Source organism: Corynebacterium sp. HMSC063G05 (assembly GCF_001810555.1).
GTDB classification, from domain to species: Bacteria; Actinomycetota; Actinomycetes; order Mycobacteriales; family Mycobacteriaceae; genus Corynebacterium; species Corynebacterium jeikeium_D.
In genome coordinates this window covers 58,736-81,313 of the sequence record NZ_KV801843.1, presented here as the reverse complement: position 1 = coordinate 81,313, position 22,578 = coordinate 58,736, and the positions used below count along the sequence as shown (strand labels likewise).

At 59.1% G+C, this 22,578-nt stretch carries 20 protein-coding genes; 5 read left to right on the top strand and 15 right to left on the bottom strand.

Going from position 1 to position 22,578, the window contains the following annotated elements:
* Positions 1-40: 40 nt before the first annotated feature.
* From HMPREF2751_RS11005 to metG, 3 genes are all read right to left on the bottom strand, one after another.
* Positions 41-1,192 carry a resuscitation-promoting factor gene (locus HMPREF2751_RS11005; protein WP_287535645.1) on the bottom strand — a complete coding sequence of 384 codons (1,152 nt, stop codon included), beginning with the start codon at positions 1,190-1,192 and terminating at the stop codon, positions 41-43.
* Positions 1,193-1,357: 165 nt separating this feature from the next.
* Positions 1,358-2,182, bottom strand: a complete 825-nt coding sequence (locus HMPREF2751_RS02865) for a TatD family hydrolase (protein ID WP_070595358.1) — start codon at positions 2,180-2,182, stop codon at positions 1,358-1,360.
* A 16-nt stretch (positions 2,183-2,198) separates the two neighbouring features.
* Complete coding sequence (metG, locus tag HMPREF2751_RS02860) at positions 2,199-4,025, bottom strand: methionine--tRNA ligase (protein WP_070595356.1); 1,827 nt, start codon at positions 4,023-4,025, stop codon at positions 2,199-2,201.
* Positions 4,026-4,151: 126 nt separating this feature from the next.
* On the opposite strand from metG, the gene HMPREF2751_RS02855 reads away from it, so the two are divergent.
* Entirely contained in the window at positions 4,152-5,417 is a 1,266-nt protein-coding gene (locus HMPREF2751_RS02855) for an aminodeoxychorismate synthase component I (protein WP_070595353.1), read from the top strand.
* Here HMPREF2751_RS02855 and HMPREF2751_RS02850 read toward each other — a convergent pair.
* A complete protein-coding gene (locus HMPREF2751_RS02850) occupies positions 5,414-7,090 on the bottom strand; it encodes a BCCT family transporter (RefSeq protein WP_083304395.1) in 1,677 nt (558 codons plus the stop codon). The genes HMPREF2751_RS02855 and HMPREF2751_RS02850 overlap by 4 nt on opposite strands.
* 160 nt (positions 7,091-7,250) lie before the next feature.
* On the bottom strand, positions 7,251-8,105 hold the full coding sequence (gene rsmI, locus HMPREF2751_RS02845; RefSeq protein ID WP_187269939.1) for a 16S rRNA (cytidine(1402)-2'-O)-methyltransferase: 855 nt from the start codon (positions 8,103-8,105) through the stop codon (positions 7,251-7,253).
* Positions 8,106-8,187: 82 nt separating this feature from the next.
* Here rsmI and HMPREF2751_RS02840 point away from each other — a divergent pair, with 82 nt between their 5' ends.
* Complete coding sequence (locus tag HMPREF2751_RS02840) at positions 8,188-9,744, top strand: dolichyl-phosphate-mannose--protein mannosyltransferase (RefSeq protein WP_070595350.1); 1,557 nt, start codon at positions 8,188-8,190, stop codon at positions 9,742-9,744.
* Here HMPREF2751_RS02840 and HMPREF2751_RS02835 read toward each other — a convergent pair.
* The 6 genes from HMPREF2751_RS02835 to HMPREF2751_RS02810 all read right to left on the bottom strand — a co-directional run bounded on the left by HMPREF2751_RS02835 (position 9,741) and on the right by HMPREF2751_RS02810 (position 15,669).
* A complete protein-coding gene (locus HMPREF2751_RS02835) occupies positions 9,741-10,523 on the bottom strand; it encodes a zf-HC2 domain-containing protein (RefSeq protein WP_049193057.1) in 783 nt (260 codons plus the stop codon). The genes HMPREF2751_RS02840 and HMPREF2751_RS02835 overlap by 4 nt on opposite strands.
* Positions 10,524-10,574: 51 nt before the next feature.
* A complete protein-coding gene (locus tag HMPREF2751_RS02830; RefSeq protein ID WP_038629133.1) occupies positions 10,575-10,979 on the bottom strand; it encodes a DoxX family protein in 405 nt (134 codons plus the stop codon).
* Between the two features lie 236 nt (positions 10,980-11,215).
* Positions 11,216-12,508 carry a divisome protein SepX/GlpR gene (gene glpR / locus HMPREF2751_RS02825; RefSeq protein ID WP_070595348.1) on the bottom strand — a complete coding sequence of 431 codons (1,293 nt, stop codon included), beginning with the start codon at positions 12,506-12,508 and terminating at the stop codon, positions 11,216-11,218.
* A gap of 173 nt (positions 12,509-12,681) precedes the next feature.
* Positions 12,682-13,314 carry a GNAT family N-acetyltransferase gene (locus tag HMPREF2751_RS02820; RefSeq protein WP_049171292.1) on the bottom strand — a complete coding sequence of 211 codons (633 nt, stop codon included), beginning with the start codon at positions 13,312-13,314 and terminating at the stop codon, positions 12,682-12,684.
* A gap of 30 nt (positions 13,315-13,344) precedes the next feature.
* Positions 13,345-14,616, bottom strand: a complete 1,272-nt coding sequence (gene glp, locus HMPREF2751_RS02815; protein WP_005511382.1) for a molybdotransferase-like divisome protein Glp — start codon at positions 14,614-14,616, stop codon at positions 13,345-13,347.
* Positions 14,617-14,694: 78 nt separating this feature from the next.
* A complete protein-coding gene (locus HMPREF2751_RS02810; protein WP_070545940.1) occupies positions 14,695-15,669 on the bottom strand; it encodes a UTP--glucose-1-phosphate uridylyltransferase in 975 nt (324 codons plus the stop codon).
* A gap of 132 nt (positions 15,670-15,801) precedes the next feature.
* Here HMPREF2751_RS02810 and HMPREF2751_RS02805 point away from each other — a divergent pair, with 132 nt between their 5' ends.
* The 3 genes from HMPREF2751_RS02805 to mscL all read left to right on the top strand — a co-directional run bounded on the left by HMPREF2751_RS02805 (position 15,802) and on the right by mscL (position 17,795).
* A complete protein-coding gene (locus HMPREF2751_RS02805; RefSeq protein ID WP_070595346.1) occupies positions 15,802-16,476 on the top strand; it encodes a 5-formyltetrahydrofolate cyclo-ligase in 675 nt (224 codons plus the stop codon).
* Positions 16,477-16,665: 189 nt separating this feature from the next.
* Positions 16,666-17,127, top strand: coding sequence for an SAF domain-containing protein (locus HMPREF2751_RS02800; RefSeq protein ID WP_241486314.1), 462 nt, complete (start codon positions 16,666-16,668; stop codon positions 17,125-17,127).
* A 251-nt stretch (positions 17,128-17,378) separates the two neighbouring features.
* Positions 17,379-17,795 carry a large-conductance mechanosensitive channel protein MscL gene (gene mscL / locus HMPREF2751_RS02795; RefSeq protein ID WP_049193054.1) on the top strand — a complete coding sequence of 139 codons (417 nt, stop codon included), beginning with the start codon at positions 17,379-17,381 and terminating at the stop codon, positions 17,793-17,795.
* A gap of 280 nt (positions 17,796-18,075) precedes the next feature.
* Here the strand turns inward: mscL and HMPREF2751_RS02790 are convergent, their stop codons facing one another.
* The 4 genes from HMPREF2751_RS02790 to HMPREF2751_RS02775 all read right to left on the bottom strand — a co-directional run bounded on the left by HMPREF2751_RS02790 (position 18,076) and on the right by HMPREF2751_RS02775 (position 22,444).
* Positions 18,076-18,621: a MogA/MoaB family molybdenum cofactor biosynthesis protein gene (locus tag HMPREF2751_RS02790; RefSeq protein WP_040361719.1), complete on the bottom strand. Its 546-nt coding sequence runs from the start codon at positions 18,619-18,621 to the stop codon at positions 18,076-18,078.
* A gap of 96 nt (positions 18,622-18,717) precedes the next feature.
* Entirely contained in the window at positions 18,718-20,037 is a 1,320-nt protein-coding gene (locus HMPREF2751_RS02785; RefSeq protein WP_070549887.1) for a S1C family serine protease, read from the bottom strand.
* 158 nt (positions 20,038-20,195) lie between these two features.
* Positions 20,196-21,752: a sensor histidine kinase gene (locus tag HMPREF2751_RS02780; RefSeq protein ID WP_016423272.1), complete on the bottom strand. Its 1,557-nt coding sequence runs from the start codon at positions 21,750-21,752 to the stop codon at positions 20,196-20,198.
* The gene (locus tag HMPREF2751_RS02775) at positions 21,752-22,444 is read right to left on the bottom strand and encodes a response regulator transcription factor (protein WP_005511429.1); all 693 of its coding nucleotides are present in this window, start codon (positions 22,442-22,444) and stop codon (positions 21,752-21,754) included. Before HMPREF2751_RS02775 ends, HMPREF2751_RS02780 begins: the two co-directional genes overlap by 1 nt.
* Positions 22,445-22,578 lie beyond the last annotated feature (134 nt).

Genomic DNA, 22,578 nt, shown 5'->3' with positions numbered 1-22,578 from the left:
CAAAATAGGTTTAGCTCGTTTTGGCTAGTCTGAACTAGCTTTAACGAAGCCCCATGGAAGCGGTGCAAGCGGGCCATGCACCCCAACCCTGACCAGCCTGGACGCGCTCGGCAACAGCGATCTGCTGCTCGCGGGAAGCCTGCGATGCACGCGGTGCATACTCAGTACCGCCGTAAGCTGCCCAGGTGGAATCGGTGAACTGTAGACCACCGGAGAAACCGTTACCGGTATCGATAGCCCAGTCGCCGCCGGACTCACACTGAGCCAGCTGATCCCACACACCGTAGCCAGCGGCCGGAGCTGCAATGCGAGACTTAGTGCCCTGGCGGATAGTGGAGATACCCGGAGCCTTTAGCTCCTTTTCTTCCAGGACCTCGCGTCCGAGCTCTTCGCCGTCGCGAGAGGTGACCTTGACCTGACGCTCTACCTGGCCCGGCTCACCCTCCTGCTCAACGATGCGCTCGTCTTCGAACATCGAATCATCTTCAATGATGTTCTCGTGAGCTGGAATTTCCTCAGTCTCGGTGATGGTCTTATCAATCAGACGAGACAGCGCGATGCGCATGCCTTCAGTGACCGGCGCATCCAGACCCGGCTCAACGGTGTCGTCTTCACGCAGCTCAATGCCACGCTGTGCCAGTACATCACCGACGGTCAAAGCCGGGACGGTCAGGTCGATGTCCTTGGCATCGTCGTGAAGCACAATATTCTTGGCACGAACGACGTCGAGTTCGACCCCCTTAGCGGAAATTTCGCCCTTTTCGACCTCGACCTTGTCCTTATCGGAGATGAGCCCCTGCTTCTTCAGACCTTCAATCAGCTCATCGGTAGTGATGGCATTGGTCTTGTGCTCCTGCGGCTTGCCATCGACAATCATCGTGACCGGCTTGGCAGAGCGGTAGACCAGCTTGCCGCCGTCCGTGAGGTCGCCCTGACGCTGAACCAGGTCTCCGCCGGTGGTTTCGACACCAGCCTTCTCTAGAATGGCCTTGTCATCCTTGGACCAGGTTGCAATTTGCTCGACCTTGCCGTCAATTTCGACGGTGATGGTGTCGTAGTTGGATGCCGCGACAGTGCCACCCAGAGCAACAGCAGCGACCAGACCGCCAGCAGCGATCTTGGACGAAGTGGAGACTCCGTCGTTAGCACGATTGAGATGACGCTTCTTCGCAGCACTCACGGGGTTCGTCACAGCCTTTCGGAGGATGGGCAGCTATCAGATGAAAGAAATACAGTTTGTAACAGTACGGTAAAGATTCAGTGTTGTCTAAAATATATCGATAAAAGTGACGGGAAATACAACAAACCGCCCCGGCTGCATTTCCACAGCTCAGGGCGGCAATACGCCGGCACGTGCTTAAATGCCGTACACCCGACGTGCGTTATCCGTCAAAATCTGCGCCATCTCCTCCGCCCCGATTTCTCGGGCCGCAGCCATCGCACGCGCCTGATGACCGATAAAAGTTGACTCATTGCGCGCACCTCGGAACGGCTCCGCGGTCATGTACGGAGCATCGGTTTCCACCAGCAGCTGCTCCGCCGGCGCCTCAGCCACAGCCTGCCGCAGGTAATCATTGCGTTTGAAGGTCACGTTTCCGGTAAAGCTCAGTAGGTAACCGCGCGCAATGGCCTCGCGGGCAACCTCAATGGGCGAGGAGAAGCAGTGCAAAATGACCGTATTGTCATAGCCGTCCAACGCCGCCATCAGATCTTTATCGGCATCGCGGTTATGAATCATCAACGGCTTGCCGACGGTTGCTGCGAGCTCCATATGCCACTGCAACGCAGCCAGCTGTTCGCTCTTCGACGCGCAGCCGTCGAGAGAATCCAGCCAGTACCAATCCAATCCCGTCTCCCCCACTGCCACAACCCTGGGGTCGGCAGCCATTTCGGTTAGACGGGCCTTGGCGTCGTCGTCAAGCTCGTGTGCGCGCGTCGGATGGATGGCGGCGGCGGCCCAGACGTTGGGGTGCGCGTGTGCGGCGGTAAAGGCCAGTTCGGTTTCCGGCATGCCATCGCCGACCGTGCAAACTCCGACGACGCCCGCTGCGGCGGCACGGTCCATGAGAACCGCAATCTCCTCCGGAGTTTGCGCCCCGCAGGACGCGAGATGCGTGTGGGCGTCAAACAGCGGAGTGAGATACTCCGCGGGTTCTGCAATTTTGCGTTTGCGCTTTCCCATTCTTCTACTGCGCCCCCTACTTCACCTGTGCCCACTCAGGGCCGTGCTCAGCCAGCTCAGAGTCGAGCTTGGAGAAAATCGGCTTCGGCTTGACAAGCTGCGTACCCGGCTCAATGTCGAAGCGATGCCAGGCGGCCTTCTGATTGACGTAGTCACCAGTGATGATTGGGTAGCTCCTGCCCTCTGCCGGCAGGTCTGCGCCGACCGGTTCGACCGGCATGTCGTCCTCGACTTCCTGGACTTCCGGCATTGCGGCCCAGATGCCCTCGCCGCCCAGGGTCTCGAAGACCTTCTGCGCGCTTTCCGGCAGGTACGGGGTCAGCAGGACATTGGCGTCGCTGACTACCTGCAGCGCTGTCCACAACACAGTGGCGAGACGCTCACGCTGGGACTCGTCCTTCGCCAGCTTCCACGGCTCCTGCGCCGCAATGTAGGCGTTCGCCTCTCCGACCAGGTGCATGGCGGCGGTGATACCGGCGCGGAAACGGGACAGTGCGAGTGCGTCGCCGACCTCGGCGAAAGAGCGCTCAGCCAAGTCGAGCAGTTCACGGTCAGCGTCGGTGAGCTCGCCCGGAGTTGGCACCTCACCGAAGTTCTTGAAAGCCATGGACACGGTGCGGTTGACCAGGTTGCCCCAGGAGTTGGCCAGCTCGTTATTCACGCGGCGGACGAACTCATCCCAGGTGAAGTCGGTGTCCTGGTTTTCCGGACCAGCCATGGCGATGAAGTAGCGCAGCGGATCCGGACCGAACTCCGCCAGGAAGTCCTTCACATAGATGACAACGCCCTTGGAAGAGGAGAACTTCGAGCCCGACATGGTCAGGTACTCCGAGGAGACGACCTCCGTCGGCAGGTTCAACTCACCGAGCTCCCCGACTTTGCCTCCGCGGGAGCCTTCGCCACGGTAGCCCAGCAGCTCAGCCGGCCAAATCTGGGAGTGGAAGGTGATGTTGTCCTTGCCCATGAAATAGTAGGACAGCGCCTCCGGGTCATTCCACCACTTGCGCCACGCTTCCGGGTCACCAATGCGCCAGGCCCACTCGATGGAAGCGGATAGGTAACCGACGACAGCGTCGAACCAAACGTAGAGTTTCTTGGTTCCGTTTTCCGACCAGCCCTCCAGCGGAATCGGAACACCCCAGTCAATGTCACGGCTCATTGCGCGTGGACGGATGTCCTTCAGGATGTTCAGGGAGAATTTCAGTACATTTGGGCGCCAGTCCTTGCGCTCCTGCAGCCACTCGGTCAAGGCCTCTGCCAGAGCCGGCAGGTCTAGCAGGAAGTGCTCAGTTTCAACGAACTTCGGGGTCTCGCCGTTGATTTTCGACACCGGATCAATCAGATCGGCCGGGTCAAGCTGGTTACCGCAGTTGTCGCACTGATCACCGCGGGCACCGGAAGCGCCACAAATTGGGCAGGTACCTTCGATGTAACGGTCCGGCAGGGTGCGACCGGTCGACGGGGAAATCGCACCCATCGTGGTCTGCTTGACCATATAGCCGTTTTCGTAGAGCCCACGGAAGAGCTCCTGGACAATCGCGTAGTGGTTGCGCGTGGTAGTGCGCGTAAACAGGTCGTAGGAAAGCCCCAGACCCGCGAGGTCCTGCACAATCTGGCGGTTGTAACGGTCGGCCAATTCCTGGACAGAAACGCCTTCCTTCTCCGCTTGCACAAGCAGCGGCGTGCCATGCTCATCAGTACCGGAGACCATCAGCACGTCATTGCCAATCATTCGCTGGTAGCGAGCGAAAACGTCCGAGGGGACTCCGAAACCTGCAACATGGCCGATATGTCGCGGACCGTTAGCGTACGGCCACGCAACTGCTGTGAAAATGCGAGACATATCTAACAGGGTAATAGATGACCTGCCATCGCGATGAACTGTGTCCCTTACGGAGTCCTCATGAAGTCCACATGAACTGTCCCCTACCATCATCGCACGCATGCGCAGTCACTACGCTTATGTCCTATGTCCACTCGGTCTACCTCCTCCGGCTCGGCTGCTGACTTCACTTCGCGTGCGACCACTGCGCTGGCGCGTCTTATCGCTGCCGGTCATCGTCCCGCCGCACTCATCGGCTCCTGGTTCGGTTATCGCGCGGTTCTCGCCGCCAACGTCGAGCTCGCTGCCTGCGATCCGGCAGAGCTTTTCTCCAGCCCCGACCCCGATGCGTGGATCTTTGGGTTCCGCCCCTACTCCGGCACCAGCGCGCACGGGGTCGCTACCTGCGTCGCGTTGCTTGCCGACGACGGCACGTGGCATTTCGACGGCCCTGGCACCGGTGACCCCTTCAATCCGGATTTCCAAGCCCTTCAGGAGGCCATCAACTACTCGCACGAAGACACGCGTGCCGACGCGCTCCCCGCGGCCACACCACTGGAGTGGGATCAGGGTGACCGAGAACACCACCAGCTTGCGGTGGAGAACTGTAAGGAGGCAATTGCCGCAGGCGAGGTGTACCAAACCTGCATTTCCACACGCTTTCACGCGGAGCTGAATGCGGAGTTGGCCCCGGACGTCGAAGTGGACAACGCTGCACTAGCCCACGCCGGCGCGTGGTTTTCCTCCCGCGTGGCGCGGTATCAACCGGCTCGAGCAGCATTCTTGCCCGGCAACCTCGATGTTGGAATTCCAATCCTGGCCTCGCTGAGTCCTGAGGAGTTCCTCATCCGCGCAGGCACAAGCGTGACTGAAACTCCCATCAAAGGCACGATTCCCGCTGACCGGCCCCCGAACGAGTTATTGCGCAGCGACAAGGACATCGCCGAGAACATCATGATTGTCGACCTGGTGCGCCATGACCTCGGTCAAGTTGCCAAGACCGGCACCGTGAAGGTCACAGACCTGCTCAGTGTGCGTCCGGCACCGGGCGTGTGGCACCTCTTTTCCACAGTCTCCGCGGAGCTTCCCGATCAGCTCAGCCACGCTGAGCTGATTGAAGCCTGCTTCCCACCGGCCTCGGTCACCGGTACACCAAAGCTGCGAGCAATTGAGCTTCTGCGCGAATGGGAGCCCGAGCCCCGTGGCGCTCACTGCGGCGCAATTGGTGCGGCCCACGGGGATGCACTTGAGCTCAATGTCGGTATTCGTACCGCTGAGTACACAAAAGACCCGAACTCGGGGAGAGTTCGGGTCGAAGCTGGCATCGGCGGTGGCATCACCATCGGGTCTACACCCGAGGGCGAATGGGCCGAGATTGAGGCCAAGGCCGCACCGCTGCTGTTGGAAAGCTAGTTGCGCAATTTACGAGCACGGCGGCGCTCGCGCTGCTCGGCCGCTTCCGCCAAGCGGCGCTCACGAGCCATTCGCAGGGCAAACTGACGCTGTTCCTTGTCATCGAGGTACATCGGATCGTCGGAAAGCCCCTTAACCAGCGACACCATCAGCGCCAAGATAACAATGACGAACGGGCTTGCCGCCAAAATGGTGATGTTCTGCAGGTTCGACAGGGCATCGCTGCCACCGGTGACCAATAGGACGATGGCAATCAGAGCGGTGAAAATACCCCACATAGCAGTGACCGTGCGCGACGCTGTGAGTCGACCGAACTGGCTCATGGTACCCATCACCGTGGAGGCGGAGTCCGCTGAGGTAATGAAGAAGGTAGCCAGCAGAATCATTGCGATAGTGGAAGTGATTGCGCCACCCGGCAGGGATTCCAGCAGATTGAACAGCTGGCTCTCGGCCGAACCGTCACCGTAGATGGACGCACCCTGCTGCTCGCGGGTAATGGCGGTGCCACCAAAGATGGAGAACCACACTGCAGAGACAATCGACGGAACGGCGACGACGGTGAAGACGAACTCACGGATAGTACGGCCGCGAGAAATACGTGCGATGAACATACCGACAAACGGCGACCATGAGATCCACCAGGCCCAGTAGAAAATTGTCCAGGAAGAGAGCCATTCACCGGCGGTGCCGTCAGCGGAAGCACTGGAGCGGGAGGCCATCTCAAAGAAGGAATCCAGGTAGCTGCCAATAGAGGTCGGAATCAGGTTCAGAATCACCACGGTAGGGCCGAGGACCAACACCAGCAGAGCCAGCAGACCTGCGGCAACCATGTTGAAGTTCGAGATGTACTGAATTCCCTTGCCCACGCCCGACAGTGCAGAGACCAAGAAGGCACAGCCCAGAACGAGAATAAGACCAATCCACAAAGGTGCGCCCTTGATGGCGTTGAACCCGTTGATTTCCAAACCGGCGGAAATCTGAAGTACGCCCACACCGAGAGAGGCTGCCGTACCGAAGACGGTGGCAAAAATCGCAAGCGCGTCGATAAGCTTGCCCAACCGCCCCTCAGCGCGACGCGCGCCGATGAGCGGGATGAACGCCGCCGAAATCAGCTGCTTTCGGCCGAGGCGGTAGGTCGAGTAAGCAATTGCGAGACCGACGATGGCGTAGAGCGACCACGGGTGCAGAGTCCAGTGGAACATCGTCGAAGCCATGGCGGTACCGACTTCCTTCGGCTGGTGGCCCGGCACGCCATCGCGATAGAAGGTCAGCGGCTCAGCGACACCGTAGAACATCAGACCGATGCCCATACCGGCGGCGAACATCATCGCAATCCAGCTAGGCGTGGAAAACTCTGGTTTCTCGTTGTCCTTGCCCAAGCGGATGTGACCGAACTTGGAAATCGCGATGGACACAATGAAGAAGACAAAGACGGTACTGGCCAAGATAAACAGCCAGCCGATGTTCTCCACGACCCAGTTCAGAGAACTAGATGCAAACGTGGAGAAACTGTCCGGCCACACCAGGCCCCAGACGATGATTGCCAGAATTGCGACAACGGCGGGGATGGTAACCCCGAGGTTCACGGGAGCGTGAGAATCGTCGGCCCTGACTTCGCCGACGACTGACTCCCCTACTTCTTGTTGTATTTCATGCTCTGGTGGATTCGTCATTCCTCCACCATGTCCACCATTGACCTGGGATTTCAACTCAGGATGTGGATTCTCTCAGGTTTTCCTCATTTCCCGTCTGAATTACAAAACTCCCAATAACAGCGTTTACCCTGTTCACTGGCGTGCGCTGGAACATTTTCTGGCACAAAGTAACAATCGGCTAACGATTTCCCTCACGAGCAGCCAAAACCGCCTGATAGAGATCACGGTGCTTTGTCATTCCAGCCTCTGCCGCAACCTGCTTCGCGGCATCCTTCAGCCGCATGCCATCAGCCACAAGCTCCTCCACGCGGTCAACCAAGTCCTCCGTGGATACCTCCGTCGCCTGCTGCCCCGCGCCCTCAATCACCACCGTAATTTCGCCGCGGACACCTTCCTCCGCCCACGCAGCCAGCTCTCCCAGCGTCGCACGGCGAGTCTCTTCAAAACGCTTGGTCAGCTCACGGCTTACCGACGCGCGCCGCTCCTCACCCAAAATCTCCGCGGCATCGGCCAACGTAACAGCCAACCGATGCGGCGACTCAAAGAAACAACAGGCCCGCTTCTCTGTCTTCAGTGATTCCAGCCAGATCCGGCGCGCCCCCTGTTTACGAGGTGCAAAACCATCGAAGCAAAAGTGGCCGACGCCCAACCCGCTGAGAGCCAATGCGGTAGTCACCGCGCTCGGCCCCGGTACGCAGGACACGGGCACGCCCGCGTCGTGAGCAGCCGCCACCACAGCCAGGCCAGGATCCGACACCACCGGCATCCCCGCATCGGTCACCACAATGACTTTCTGTCCCGCCTTCGCCGCCTGAATCAGCGACTCAGTGCGGCTCTCTTCGTTGTGATCGAAGTTTGAAACAAACTTCCCCTTGGGGGAAATGCCCAGCGCTGTGGCCAGGTTGCGTGCTCGCCTGGTGTCTTCCGCGGCGATGATATCGGCGTCGATAAGCGCACCGCGCAAGCGGTCGGAGGCATCGGCGATATTGCCCAGCGGCGTTGCCACCAGAGTGATGCCAGGGGCCAGCGTCATTGCCTCGCTAAGAGGCGCGTTCTCGTGCGGTTGGAAGTTCGATGCCGAATGCGTCATGATTCCATAGCTTAAACTGACATTCGTGACCGATGCCGCTTTAACCCCACCACCGGAAACCGAGCGCCGCGCGAAAAAGCGTTTCCTGCGCCCGATTCCCCCGGTGCCCTCGCTGCCGCCACTGCGGCGGTGGGACAAATGGGATACCGCCACTTTTGTGGTTCTCGGAATCGTCGCAGCGCTAACCCGTTTCATCGGGCTTGCTGCCAAGACCGACAATGGCACCCCGCTCTTCGATGAGAAGCACTATGTGCCGCAGGCATGGCAGATTCTGGAGTCCACGCGCGACCCCATCTCGTCTGGCATTGAGGACAATCCCGGCTACGGTCTGATTGTGCATCCGCCAGTGGCCAAGCAGGTCATCGCCTTGGGCGAGTGGATCTTCGGTTATTCACCAATGGGCTGGCGATTTATGTCGGCGGTGTGTGGCACGCTGGTTATCCTGCTGCTCATGGACATCGTCCGACGCATCTCTCGCGGCTCGCGGTTGGCGGTGGGTATTGCTGGTCTCTACGCGCTTGCCGACGGAGTGCTGTTTGTCTCCTCTCGGGTCGGCATGCTGGACATGATTCAGACCTTCTTCATCATCGCGGCCGCGTGGGCACTTCTCATTGACCAGGCCGATGCCCGCAAGCGCCTGGAATCCGCCACGGAGCTAGGTAGTTTCGGCCCCTATCTCAGTTATCGCTGGTGGCGACTGCTCGCCGGCATCATGCTGGGGCTTGCCACCGGGGTGAAGTGGTCCGGTCTGTACTACATGGCCGCATTCGGCCTGTGGTCCGTTTTCACGGATTTGGTGTCACGCAAGAATGCCGGTGCGGACAAGCCCGTGCTCGGCGCACTCGCCCGCGATACCGCCCCGGCGTTGCGTGATCTGGTGGTGGTTCCGCTGGGCGTTTACTTCTTAAGTTGGCGTTCTTGGTTCGCCGAAGAAACGTCGGTCTATCGCCATGTCTCGCCCGAAGACCGCGATACGGGACTCCCCGGCACCGGCTGGCTTCCCGAGGCCGTGCAGAACTACCTGCACTACCAGAACAGCGTGCTGAAGTTCCACGCCGAGCTGACCACCTCTAATGGCCACAAACACCCTTGGGAGTCCAAGCCCTGGGAGTGGCTGGTCAGCTGGCGGCCAATGCTCTACTACTCCACCGAAACCACCTGCAGTGGCGGCCAAGAGTGCAAGGGCTGGATGATGCTCTTTGGCACCCCGCCCATCTGGTGGTTGCTGGTCCCCGTGGTCCTGTGGGCCACATGGCGCTGGCTCGGCCGCCGCGACGGCCGCTACGCGCTGCCAGTCATCGGGTTCCTCGCCTCGTGGCTGCCGTGGGTCATCGGCTACGACCGTCAGATGTACTTCTTCTACGCCACCGCGCTGATTCCATTCGTACTCATCGCCTTTGCTCTGCTTGCCGACGATCTCTCACACTGGCGGCCCCGCGGTAAGCCGGTGGGGTTGGTAATCGTTGGCACGCACGCCGCACTAGTGGTGGCCGCGTTTGTGTTCTGGCTGCCGATTTTGACCGGCTACCCGCTGCCTCTCAACCACTTTGACTGGCGGTTCTGGTTGCCGTCCTGGAGCTAGTCCCGCTGTGGCGGCACGCCTGTGACCGGCAACCCCGAGGCGGCCCGCCATGCCTGTGCGATTGCCGTCGGCGTATAGCCACCCAGCCACACAACGGCCAGCGTCAAAGCGGAGACAAACATCAAGGCCAGACCAGCGATCTCTGATGCTCCCTGGGCACCGATGAGAATGTCACGAATACCAAAACCGATGCTGAACGTGGCGACGGCACCGTAGACCGGCGCCATGCCCATGGCAGCACGCGGCCGCCAAGCAGCCCAGAACAATCCCACTGCCAATGCAAGCCGAATTGCCGCGAGTTGAATGGCAAGGCGTGCTCCGAGCTCCATTGGGTCAACGGTGGCAGTGGAACCGTCGATAGGCGATCCCGTGCTTGTTGCGATTCCCGCACCGTCCTGCGGCTGTGTCGAGGAAAGTCCAAGCGTCATCATGTCGGAGGCGTCGACCAGCGTCGCAATCCCCCAGACCGCCCAGCAAAGTCCCAATGCGATGAGCACCCCGCGGGCTGTGCCGGCTATGAGCAGCCAAGCGCGCTCACGCCGGCGGCGCTCCGGTTCGATAGAGACCAAAATGCGCTCCGAGAGATCATCCGTGGAAATCTCCGGCATGCCATCGGCAGGCCCAACCGTAAGGGCGCGGTTCAGCCGCACCGCTCGCTCGTACCAAGCTCGGCACTCCTCGCAGGCCCCAAGATGGGCATCGATGACTTCATCGGCAATACTTGCCTGCTCGCCATCGAGGCGAGCGGACAATGCTGCGCGAATTTCCTCGCACTCCACGGGGAATCTCCTCCGCTTTTAACTCTTAAGGGGGTTGTACCTAATGAGGTCTTACCTGATGAATTGCCTGTCCAAGCTGAAACGGCCGGCTCCGAAAACGAAAATCATCACCAGCCCACCGATGAGTGACATCACGAGCTCCGCACCGTTGTCACGGATAAACAGGCCATTGCCCAGGTGCATCGACCACCAGGCACCAATCATCTCAATGATGAAGACCATCGCCACCGTCGGGGCCAAGAGCCCCAGAATCAGCAACGCGCCTCCGACCAGTTCGACTAGAGCGACAACCCAGACCGTCAAGTGCGCCTGCGGGATATTCGCAGCGACGAAGTAACCGGTCGTCTTGTCAATACCGGTGATAAAAATCTTGTCCCAGCCATGGCAGATGAAGATAATTCCGAGTATTAGGCGGAGAATCACGAGCGCGATATCGCGCATTACCGGTCGATCCATGAGGGACATGCTACCCGACGGCACGGTCAAAGCACGGTAGCACTGCGGCAGCGAAAGGCCAGCGACTTTAACATGCAAAAAGGCTTCTCCCAACCCCTCGGGAGAAGCCTTCCGCCAAACACACCCGGTGTGTCATGTCTTAGGTAGTGACATCGTAACAGGCCGAGTTTCTAACAAAAAATCGCGCTGACGTGCTCAGACAACTTTAAGGTTGTTCTACGGCTCAGCTCACAGGACTAGCTCACGCGAGCCTGCGGCATTTCGTCGTAATCGTCGTCATCAAAGCGGTAGTCAGCGTAGGCCAGATCTGCGAAATCCGGGTCCTCATCATCAAGCTCGACTACTACCGCGCCGGGACGGCGCAGTCGCTGTGGAATTCCCAGCTCATCATCCTCACGGTTACGTACACCGAGGCGGGCCATCTTCATACGGCGAATTCGGCGAGCCCGCAGTTCCTGCTCTGCACGCACGGTGCGGCGCAGGTTGACCAGGTACAGGGTCATCAAGCCGACGCCGACCAGTGGAATCCACCAGGTCCAACCACCGGCGAAAGCAGCGATGATGACCGTGACTGCGATGAACGCTGCCAACCCAGCAACAGAACGGCGGCGGCGAGCAAAGCGAGTCTCAGCGTACTGGGCATCCGAAATCGGATCGAACCCACCGCGACCACGGCGCTTCTCAGCGAACGCGTAATCATCTTCGGTCAAGGTGTCATCGACAGCGACTGCGTCATCGTTGGACTCGACAGCGTGGTCACTGTCGTTCTCGACGGTCGCATCGAGTTCTGCCTGCTCGTCTACGGTGTCTGCTGCCTCTTCAGTCTCAGACAAAGCGTCAGCAGACACAGCTTCTACGTCAGCAGACACAGTCTCGGCCGCCGCACCGGAATCAGGCTCGGCCTCAGATTCAGCGGCATCTTCGAACATCAAATCATCGGCGTCGACGAATTGACGGCGAACGTCAACGCTCACATCAGAAGAGGACTCATCTGCGCGAACCACATCACCTTCGGCGGAGGCGACGGCGGAATCAGATTCAGTCTCCTCGTCATCAACGACAGCCTGCAGCGACTGGTCTGCAGACTCATTATCGGACACGTCCATGTCAGAGCGGTCAGAAGACTCAGCAGTGGCTTCCTCGGTAGCGGAATCATCCGCCTGCGGGGTCTCCTCTTCTGCATCTGCCGCTTCCAGCTCGTAGACGATATCGCCGTCAACGACGGCCGGGTCGGCCGCCTCGTCCACGGTGTCGTCGATAAGCACGTCGCTGACATCGAAGTCATCGTCGACCTGCGCGTCAACGGTTTCGAGAGAATCGTCGACTTCTTCGGCTACGCGCACGTCCGACTCCTTAAAAGACGGACGGCGGCGCGTCGTGGCCAACTCCTCGCCACCACGATGCAGCACGCGGGTCTTACCTAGCGCATCGGAAGTACGACGAATCGGCTTGCGCGTATTGACCACCAGCGGGGCCAGCACAAACAGCCACAGTACAACGATGAGTATCAGCAACAGTGAAGTTGACATATTTTGTGTCTCCTTGCGATTTCGCCCGGGGTTTCGCCGTCTCTCCCCGGCCCAAATACGCCACCCACATGCCCTTCCACAGAGGCATTTGCGAAGGCAGTCAGCGTATCTAGAGCGAATTCGCCCAATAGTAGAGTTGTCATCACCCTATCGGCGTGTGTTACTCAGACTACTCAGGCGCGCCGTTGCGGTGGGTATTTCTCCGCCTCTTCATATTGCGCGCGACCACTCGCCACGATGAGGTCCACTGCACTGTCCTCCCCCACCCGCGCATAGGTCAGATGATCGCGCCACGCGCCATCCATATGGAAGGCTTCCCGCGCCACGCCTTCGTACTCGAACCCACAGTTTTCCAGCACGCGTATCGACGGGACATTGCTGTCCAACACAGTCGCTTCAATTCGGTGGACGCCAACTCTCTTGGCATAATCCGACGCCAACGCCACTGCCGCAGTGGCGACTCCTCCACATGTAAAGCCGCTGCCGACCCAGTAGCCAATCCATGCGTGAGCGACGGGGAAAGGTGTAATACCGCCGAGTGTGAGCATGCCAGCGAACTGGCCGTCTACTTCAATGGTGGAGACAATCATGTCTCCCGCAGCCTCTGAACGACGCCAACTGCGCAGGTTACGGCGGAAAACAGAAGCCCTGTGGGCATTATCCCAGTCGTCGGCGAGGGTTGGCTCCACGGGGCGCAAAATGGGCTCGTCGCGCAGCCGCAGTGCCCGCCATGCAGGGGCATCAGAGCGCTCTGGCACACGCAGGCGGACTCGGCCGCCACTGGTTACTAGACGAGAAGTACGCACGGCAACGATACTCGCGGTAGTTGGGTGCGGTTAGGCCTGGCGCGCCATGAACAGCACGTCAACTACATCTCCCGGACGCACGTGGAGCACGTCTTCCGGAATCACGATGAGGCTGTTGGCTTCCGACATACCGGCCAATAGGTGGGCTTGCGCACCGCCGGAACCTCCCAGCGGCTGCACCATGTATTCGCCGGTCTCACGGTCACGCATGAGCTGGCCACGGATATACCCGCGACGCTTCTCCGCCGACTCGATCGGGCCGACAGCACGAGCTGTGACAGCGCGGCGGCGGGGATTGCGCTTCCCCAACGCCAGTCGGATGAGGGGACGAACCATGACCTCAAAAACGACCAATGCGCCGACCGGATTCGACGGCAGGAGGAACGTTGGAATCTTGTCATCTCCCAGCAGACCAAAGCCCTGGACTGAACCAGGATGCATAGCGATGCGGGAAACATCAACCTCGCCCAATTCAGCCAGCACACGGCGAATCTGCTCACCCGCGGCACCGCCGACAGCCCCCGTGATGACCAAAAGCTCACTGCGAATGAGCTGGCCCTCGATGATTTCCCGAATGCGACGGGGCTCACCGGTGGCAATACCCACTCGGTGCACCTCGGCCCCAGCATCGCGGCCGGCTGCAGCCAGCGCGTAGGAGTTGACGTCGTAGACCTGACCGAGCCCCGGTGTGCGGTCAACATCGACCAACTCATTACCAATGGAAATCACGGACATACGCGGCTTGGGGTGCACCAAAACCTTCGAACGCCCCACTGCTGCCAACAATCCAACCTGCGACGGCGAAATCACCGAGTCCAAGGACACCGCCACGTCACCCGGCTGCACGTCGTCACCGACCTTGCGCACAAAGTCACCGGAGTAGACCGGATGGAGAACATTAACTCGACGGCCACCGCGGTCGGTCCAGTTTAGGGGCACGACGGCGTCGGCAAGCGATGGCAGCGGCGCACCAGTTTGTACGCGCACGGCCTGCTTCGGCTGGAGACGCATCGGGTGGTGAGAGCCGGCTGTCACCTCACCGACAACAGGCAGCTCGACCTCGCGAAAATCAACATCACTCTGACGCGCATCCGGAGGTAAAGAACCAGATTCGCCGACGATATCGACAGCGCGCACCGCATAACCATCAATCGCTGACTGCACGAATCCCGGCAACGGCTGCTCTGCGATGACATCTTCAGCGCACAGCATGCCGAGGGATTCCGAAATAGCAACGCGCACAGGATCAGGCATCACAGCGTGTGCGGTGATTGCCGCCAACTGTTCTTCCACAGAACGCATGTTTTACCTTCCTCGGCACCAACCCGCGGTGCGCTTTATGCTATTCAGCTTCTCAGTACAAGCCTCTATAAAAAGGCTTTAAGCCTGTTCATCCTGCGCCAGACGCTGCTGCATGTAGTCGCGCAGCCCCTCGCCGTAGTCCGGATGCCTGAGTCCAAAGTCTACGCAAGCACGAATGAAGCCACCAGGATTTCCCAGGTCATGGCGGAACCCCTTGTGAACGACCACATGAACCGGATGCCCCTCTTGAATCAGCAGCTCAATTGCATCGGTGAGCTGGTATTCGCCGCCCTTACCGCGCGGGATGCGGCGCAGCGCATCGAAGATGGCGCGATCGAGCAAGTAACGTCCGATTGCAACGAAGTTGGATGGAGCATCCGCAGGGTCCGGCTTTTCCACCATGCCCTTGACTCGCTTCACATCGTCCCAGGCATCAGCGTCGGCCGCGTCAGCACCGAGCTCACCAGACTCCGCCGGGGTGGCGTCCTCAATATCGAAGACACCGTAGTTGTAGACCTCTTCATGAGGAATTTCCAGCGCACACAGCACCGAACCACCAAAGCGCTCGCGCACTTCCGTCATCCGATCCATCACGCCCACTGGGAGCACGAGATCGTCGGGAAGCATGACAGCAACGCTGTCCTCATCGTCTTCGAGCAGCGGCTCTGCGACCAACACCGCATGCCCCAGGCCCAGCGGTCGATCTTGAACAACGGATTCCACGCGAATGACCTCGGTGGCGCGGCGTACCTTCGCTGCAATCTTGTCCTTGCCACGCTCGGCGAGAGTCTGCTCAAGGTCCGGGCGCGGGTCGAAGTGTCCCAGCACGCCGTCCTTACTCGGCGCCGTGACAATAGCCAGGCGTTGCGCACCAGTGGCGGCGGCCTCTTCAGCAATCATTTCGATGCCCGGCGTATCAACCACGGGCAGCAATTCTTTCGGCACTGTCTTGGTAGCAGGCAAGAATCGCGTACCCATGCCCGCGGCAGGAACGATGACAGTTCGAACCGGAGTAGTCATGTCCGAACCAGACTCTTTAGACGATGAGACCATAATGGCAACGATACCTATATAACTTCCATTTGCTCGGAGGCTGACCCCGCTTTTTTCAACGCGTTAATCAGAAATTTTCCCTGAGCTGACGACCGAGGTCGCTCCCCTCCCTGACAGAGTAGGTTTGCAGGTATGGCTCCGCTTCCCGAAACCACGTCCGATTTCAAGACCCGCACACGGCACGAGGTACTCGCCGCACGCGCCGCCAAGGGGCAGCGTGAACGCATGCTTGACGACGAAGCACTGGTACAACGGTTGCAAGAATGGTTATCCAATACCGTCGGTGACCTCACAAAACCCGTCATCGCCGCTTATGTCCCCGCTGGCGACGAGCCCGGTGCAAGCGTTTCTAGTTCGACTGATGGTGAGCCCGGCCAGGGCTTTGTGGAGGCTTTGGCCAACGCGGTTCCCGGAGCACGAATTCTGCTTCCCGTCTGCCCGCCCGGCCCACCTCAGCCGCTGCACTGGGGTTACTACACCGACTGCTTCAGCAAAGGGCGATTTGGACTCTTGGAACCCGTTTCGATGGAAAGCGCCGCCGGCCCGGAGGAGCTAGGTGTTGCCGACGCCATTATTCTGCCGGCAGTTGCGGCCGACCCCCAAACTGGGATGCGGTTAGGGCGTGGCGCTGGTTATTACGATCGCAGCTTGGTTTTCGCTCGACGCGACGGTGATACGGATGGGGCGAGAGCTGCTGTCATCGCGGTTGCGGTTTTCGACACCGAGTTGCGCACGGAGCTTACCTACGATGAGCACGACGTTCCCGCCGATTATGTGATCACGCCAGCGGGGATTTCACAGGTTTAATGGAACCGATTCCGGGTTTTTCGCGCCTAACCTAATATGAGCCCAAAACACTCGTCCCGGTTTCCGCGTCCATTCCGAAAGCCCCGCCCCGCAACTATTCGGCGAATAGTTGCAGTCACAGTTTTCCTATGTGCCGTCGGACTGGCGGCGGTGGAGTCATTGACACCTCGCAGCGGCCATATCCGGGTCATGATTAGCGCCAAATCCATTGCCGCTGGCGCATCGGTGGCAGAAGAAGATGTGGCTTTCAAGGACATTCCCCGGGATCTCGTTCCTGGCGGGGCCGTAACGGACATCGCTGCTGTGCGGGGACGCACCCTGGCCACCGGCATGTCACCAGGAGAGATACTTACAGAGCAGCGAATGGTCGGCCCGTCACTTGCCAAGTCGCTGACGGGGACGTCGGAAAGCAAAATTATTGCCATCACGTTGACTGATGTGGGCATCGTGTCCGCTCTTCGCACTGGTGACAGCGTGGATATTGTGTCGACCGCGGATGAGCGCGGGATGGCGGCACCGCTTGCACACGGAGCGAGAGTGGTCAACATCGTCGACGATGAGGTGGTTTTGGTTGCACTGCCCACCGGCGCCGCGGAGGTGGTGGCAGCGACATCGCTAACGTCCCCGCTCACACTGTTACTCGCGGGATAGTGACCAAAATCTCATTGATTACCAGATTTTATGCCCCTGAACAGTGCTTTTTGCAGAAAGTTGACTTGTCCCATAACTTAGCGAAGGGATACAATGGACAGGCAATTCAAAACTACGATGAGAGCTAAGAAGAGTGGCACTGCCAGACATCGCACTGCCCCGTCTCTGAAATCGTAGGGGCCTGCACTGAGCAACGCGATGACTCACAGGTCTCGTTTGGTTTGTTCCGTTTCTACAGAAGGAAATTTCCTATGCTTAAGGGCTTTAAAGAGTTCATCATGCGCGGCAACGTCATCGACCTGGCGGTCGGTGTTGTCATCGGTGCTGCGTTCACCGCAATCGTCACTGCTTTCACCGACAGCCTGCTCGAGCCGCTGCTGAACACCATCGGTGGCGCTGAGGTCACTGGCCTCGGCTTCGAAATCATCAAGGGCAACCCGTCGACCTACCTTGACTTCGCAGCTGTCATCACCGCAGTCATCAACTTCCTGCTGGTCGCAGCGGTTGTCTACTTCGTCATCGTTGCTCCGATGAACAAGTTCAACGAGATGCGTGAGGCTCGTCTGGAGACCTCCGCTGAGCCAGAGGTCACCGAGGCTGACCTGCTGACTGAGATTCGTGACCTGCTGGCAGAGCAGAACGGCAAGCCGAAGACGGAGCTGAACTAGCCTCTAGCTGCTAGTTGCAGGCTTCCGATAAGAAGCGAACTAACGCTTTTACACAGCGCTCATCCCCAATGGGGTGGGCGCTGTTTTATCCAATAGTCCACATCAAAATCACGAGCATCCTCCGGGGATTCATCGTGATAGTGCACTGTGCGCGCGGTTTTCGCACTGCGTGACTGGGCAAAGTTTTTCGCCGGTGCACCTGCGCGGCGGCGCTGCCTACGGCTTCCACTGCGCGGCGCAGCTTGCTCGGGCTGATTGGGCTGCTTAGCGTCGCCCATTCCTAAACGCTCCAGCGGCAGAGATCATCAAGCACATGTGAGACCAGCGGGAGAATTGTCGCCATGCCATCGCGCACTGCAGCGCGAGACTCCGCGAGATTGATAATCACTGTCTGACCGGACACACCGGCCAAACCGCGGGACAGACCGGCATCCAATGCGCCAGCTCCCATACCGGAGTTACGAATAGCCTGCTCGATGCCCTGCAGTCGCACATCGAGAACCTTGCGAGTGGCATCCGGGGTCTTCGCACGAGGCCCAACACCAACACCGCCCACCGTAACGACCAAATCTGCGCCACCGACAACAGCGGTATCTAGGGCCTTCCGGATCTCACGCTTCACTGCACCCGTACTGACCACAGCATCGACCGAGTAGCCGTCTTCTTCCAACAGCTCAACCATGAGCGAAGCCGCACCATCCGGGTTCTCAAAATGGTCGCCCACGAGGACAACAAACGCATTTCGAACCTGGCCGTCGTCGTTGATAAGACGCTCCATCTCAGCGAGGTTGACGTCACTTGGCTCAGTACTCACGGTTTCACTCATCTGCTCTATCTCGCTTTCTCCCACAGCTTTTCACTCGAAGTTTCACTCGAAAACTCTTCTACAGATGGTGAGGTACTAACTCCACCACGCTGCCTATCAATCCTGGGCTTCTACCAAGGTGACATCGACCGTTCGCTCGTTGCCGCCTCGCTCATCTGTAACTGTAAGTGTGACAGAATCCCCAATCCGATGCGACCGAATAGCCGCAATTAGTGCAACGCCGTTGTCAAGTGTGCGGTCATCAACCTTGGTAATCAGGTCACCATCTTTCAGTCCCGCCTTATCAGCTGGGCCGTCTGGCGTTACCTCTCGCACCAGTGCACCACGTGCAATCGGACGCGAATCAATCTGGGCACCAATGACAGGCATCCGCGCCTTACCGGAATCAATCAGGTCTTCCGCTATGCGACGAGCCTGATTAACCGGAATTGCGAAACCAAGGCCAATGCTGCCCGCCTGTTCCGATGCCTCACTGTTAGAGGCAATCACGCTGGGCACACCGATGAGGTTGCCTTCCATATCCACTAGCGCTCCGCCGGAGTTACCCGGATTAATCGCCGCGTCGGTCTGGATTGCATCAATGACCGAGGACTGACCGTCTTCACCAGCGGCGGTCACTGGACGGTTTTTAGCGGAGACAATGCCCTGCGTAACAGTGGAGGTCAGTCCCAGTGGCGAACCAACGGCCACCACTTCCTGGCCAACCTGGACCTGCGAGGAGTTACCCAGAGAGATTGGGCGCAGCCCGTTAACACCTTCAATTCGAATAACGGCAATATCAGTCGCTGCATCCCCTGCAACCAGAGTTGCCGGGTGCGTGGTGCCGTCGGAAAGCAGGACTTCCATATGTGCGTCCGGACCTGCGCCTGCGACGACGTGATTATTCGTCAGCACCAGGCCGTCGGACGACAGAATGGAACCTGAGCCCGACGCCGTGCCCCGCTCCGAGACAGTGGTGATGGAGACGACACTGGGAAGGACCTTCTGCGCGACCTTCTCCACGGACCCCTCAGCTGCTGCTACCTGACGGGTTTCCGCAGGCTTATCCAGCGCGTTGTCCGCGGGAGCCGACGACTGCGAGTTGTGAACTACCCATGCGCCGACACCGCCACCAATACCGGCCGAGCACAGCATCAGGGCAGCGACTGCCAGCGCCCCCATGCCCTTAGCCCCCTGGGCACCCTTGGTCTTCTGCTGATTGGCCGCAACATCCCACTCTGAACCGCCTCCGTAAGCGCCGTTCGGCTGAGACGGGATGGTGTTGTAGTGGGAATTCTCCCAGCCGCGCTCGTCGGCAGAAAACTGGTTTGTCTCACCAGCATTCCCCATGGCACGGTTCTCGCTGAAGTTGTGAGACTGCGAGGAGTAGTGTCCCCGCTCATCTCCTCGCGAGGAATCGTTGAAAGAGTTGCTCATACGTAATACCTTGCACTGTCTGTCTAACAATTGGCTGAGAGCAGTCTGCAGTCTCGCCGAAAATTCCCCGAATGAAACACCGAATCCCCGCCACGCACTTCCTTAAAAGGCTGCGCGCAGCGAGGATTACATCAGCTTTGACGTGGGGTTATGCGTTTCTAGCTAGGCTCTTGAGCGGAATCGGAGTCGTCACCTTTTCCGCTGTGCGGACTGCCCGGCAGCGTTACTCTCATCAAGGCACCGCCATCATCGGACTCATCGGCAGTAATCGTACCCCCGTGGCGGACGATGACCGACTTCACAATGGCCAAGCCCAGGCCGGATCCAGGCATCGACCGCGACTGAATGGAACGGTAGAAACGCTCGAAGACCTTGTCTCGATCTTCCTTCGGGATACCTGGCCCCGAGTCCGCCACCGTGAATTCAGCAACAACCTCGCTGAGCGGCGTCAGACGAACCCGCACGGTGCCATTTTCTGGCGACCACTTTGCAGCATTGTCCATCAAGTTCAAAACTGCGCGACCAAGACCCGCCGAATCCCCGTAGACATACCACGGAGCTGTCTGCACATCGAAAGTAATGTCCGGACGACGACGCTCAACACGCGCCAGCGACGTGGAAATGATTTCGTCGACATCGACATGCTCAATAACCTGTTGCGGGCCATCTTCGCGTGCCAGATCAACCAGGTCACCGACCAGCGTCGACAGCTCTTCCAGCTGTGCGATGACGTCAGCTTCCAGATCCGCGCGATCCTCATCCGAGATTGCCGCTCCCGAACGGGAGGCCATCATCAGCAGTTCAATATTTGTGCGTAACGACGTCAGCGGAGTCTTCAACTCATGACCAGCATCTGCAACCAGCTCCGCCTGCTTAATGCGCGACGCTTGAAGTGCAGCCAACATCTCATTGAAGCTGCGGGTGAAGCGCGCAAGCTCATCGTCGCCCTCCACAGGGATTGGGCGCAGCTCGTCGGTTTCCGTCACCCGCTCCGCAGCAATGCGCAGCCGAGTGACCGGGCGCAGACCCGTTGTTGCCACCGTAATACCTGATCCGATTGCGAAGAGGATTCCGATAGCAGAGATACTCAGCAGCACTGCACTGAGCGCTTTCAAGACCGACTGCGTCGAGCTCAGATCCTGCGAAAGGATCAGCGTCGCACCGTCTTCGGAGCGGACGGCGTATACACGACGGCCGTTGTACTCATCGGTGCGAATCGATTCCTGTCGATTCCCCCGCAACACCGCAAGTTCGGGGCCACCAATAGAGATTGAGCCACCGCCTTTGCCCGCCACACTGCCGTGGGCAAAGTACACCGCGTCCAGATCGGGGTTCAGAATCCTGTTCGAGTCCGCTTCAAAGGAGGGGCCAATGGCAAACTCCGAAGCGTACGGTGACATCAGCAGCTTTTCCGCCTGGTTACGGAGGTTACTGTCCACCTCGCGGTATAGCGCTGCCTGCACAGTAAAAAAAGCAGCCAGCGTCATCAGCCCCACCGACATCGCCACAATGAGCGCTGTCAGAATAGTCAGCCGCCAACGCAGCGAAGGGATACGCGAGCTCCGCGGCAGGCCGGGAAGCGATTCCCCTGCCATCGTCTCAGTATTCGCGGACTTCTCTTGCTTACCGACGGTACCTTGCCCCGGATTGGCCTCCGTGGCAGAACGCTGATTTGATTGCACGCCACCGCCGGTCGAACGACGACGGCGCAACATCACGGTGCGGTCTCCCGCATCACATAACCGACACCACGAACGGTGTGAATCAGACGCGGCTCTCCCTCTGCCTCCGTCTTGCGCCGCAGGTAGCCAATGTAGACCTCCAGCGCATTGCCGGACGTCGGGAAGTCATAGCCCCAGACATCCTCCAAGATGGCGGTACGGGAGAGTACACGCCGCGGGTTGCTCATCAGCAATTCCAGCAGCGCAAATTCTGTACGAGTGAGGCTAATGCGGCGTTCACCGCGGAAGACCTCACGAGTTTCCGGGTCCAGGGAGAGATCCTCAAACTGCAGAGTTGCGGCATCCTCCATCGCAGGCACTTCCAAAGCAGAACGACGAAGTAGCGAACGGACACGAGCGAGCAGCTCTTCCAATGCGAACGGCTTGGGCAGGTAGTCATCTGCGCCGGCATCAAGACCAGCTACGCGTTCGGAGACCGAATCACGTGCAGTCAACATCATGACCGGCAGATCATCGCCTTCGCTGCGCAGCCGACGGCAAACATCCAGGCCGTCCAGCTTCGGCATCATGACATCCAAAATAGCCAAATCCGGACGATCCTTGGCAATCTTTTCCAAGGCCTCTGCGCCATCCTCGGCGAGCTCGACCGTGTAGCCATTAAAAGTCAACGATCGCCGCAACGCTTCGCGTACCGCTTGATCGTCATCAACTACCAAAATCTTCATACTGCCCATTGTGCCTTGAAAATATAAGGTGAGTGTAAATGTGACACAGATTCTTCGTGAGAGTGCTCCCATAAAACCTGGCCATAGAACTGAAAAACCTCACCCCATCGCCGAGTACAAGCGATGGGGTGAGG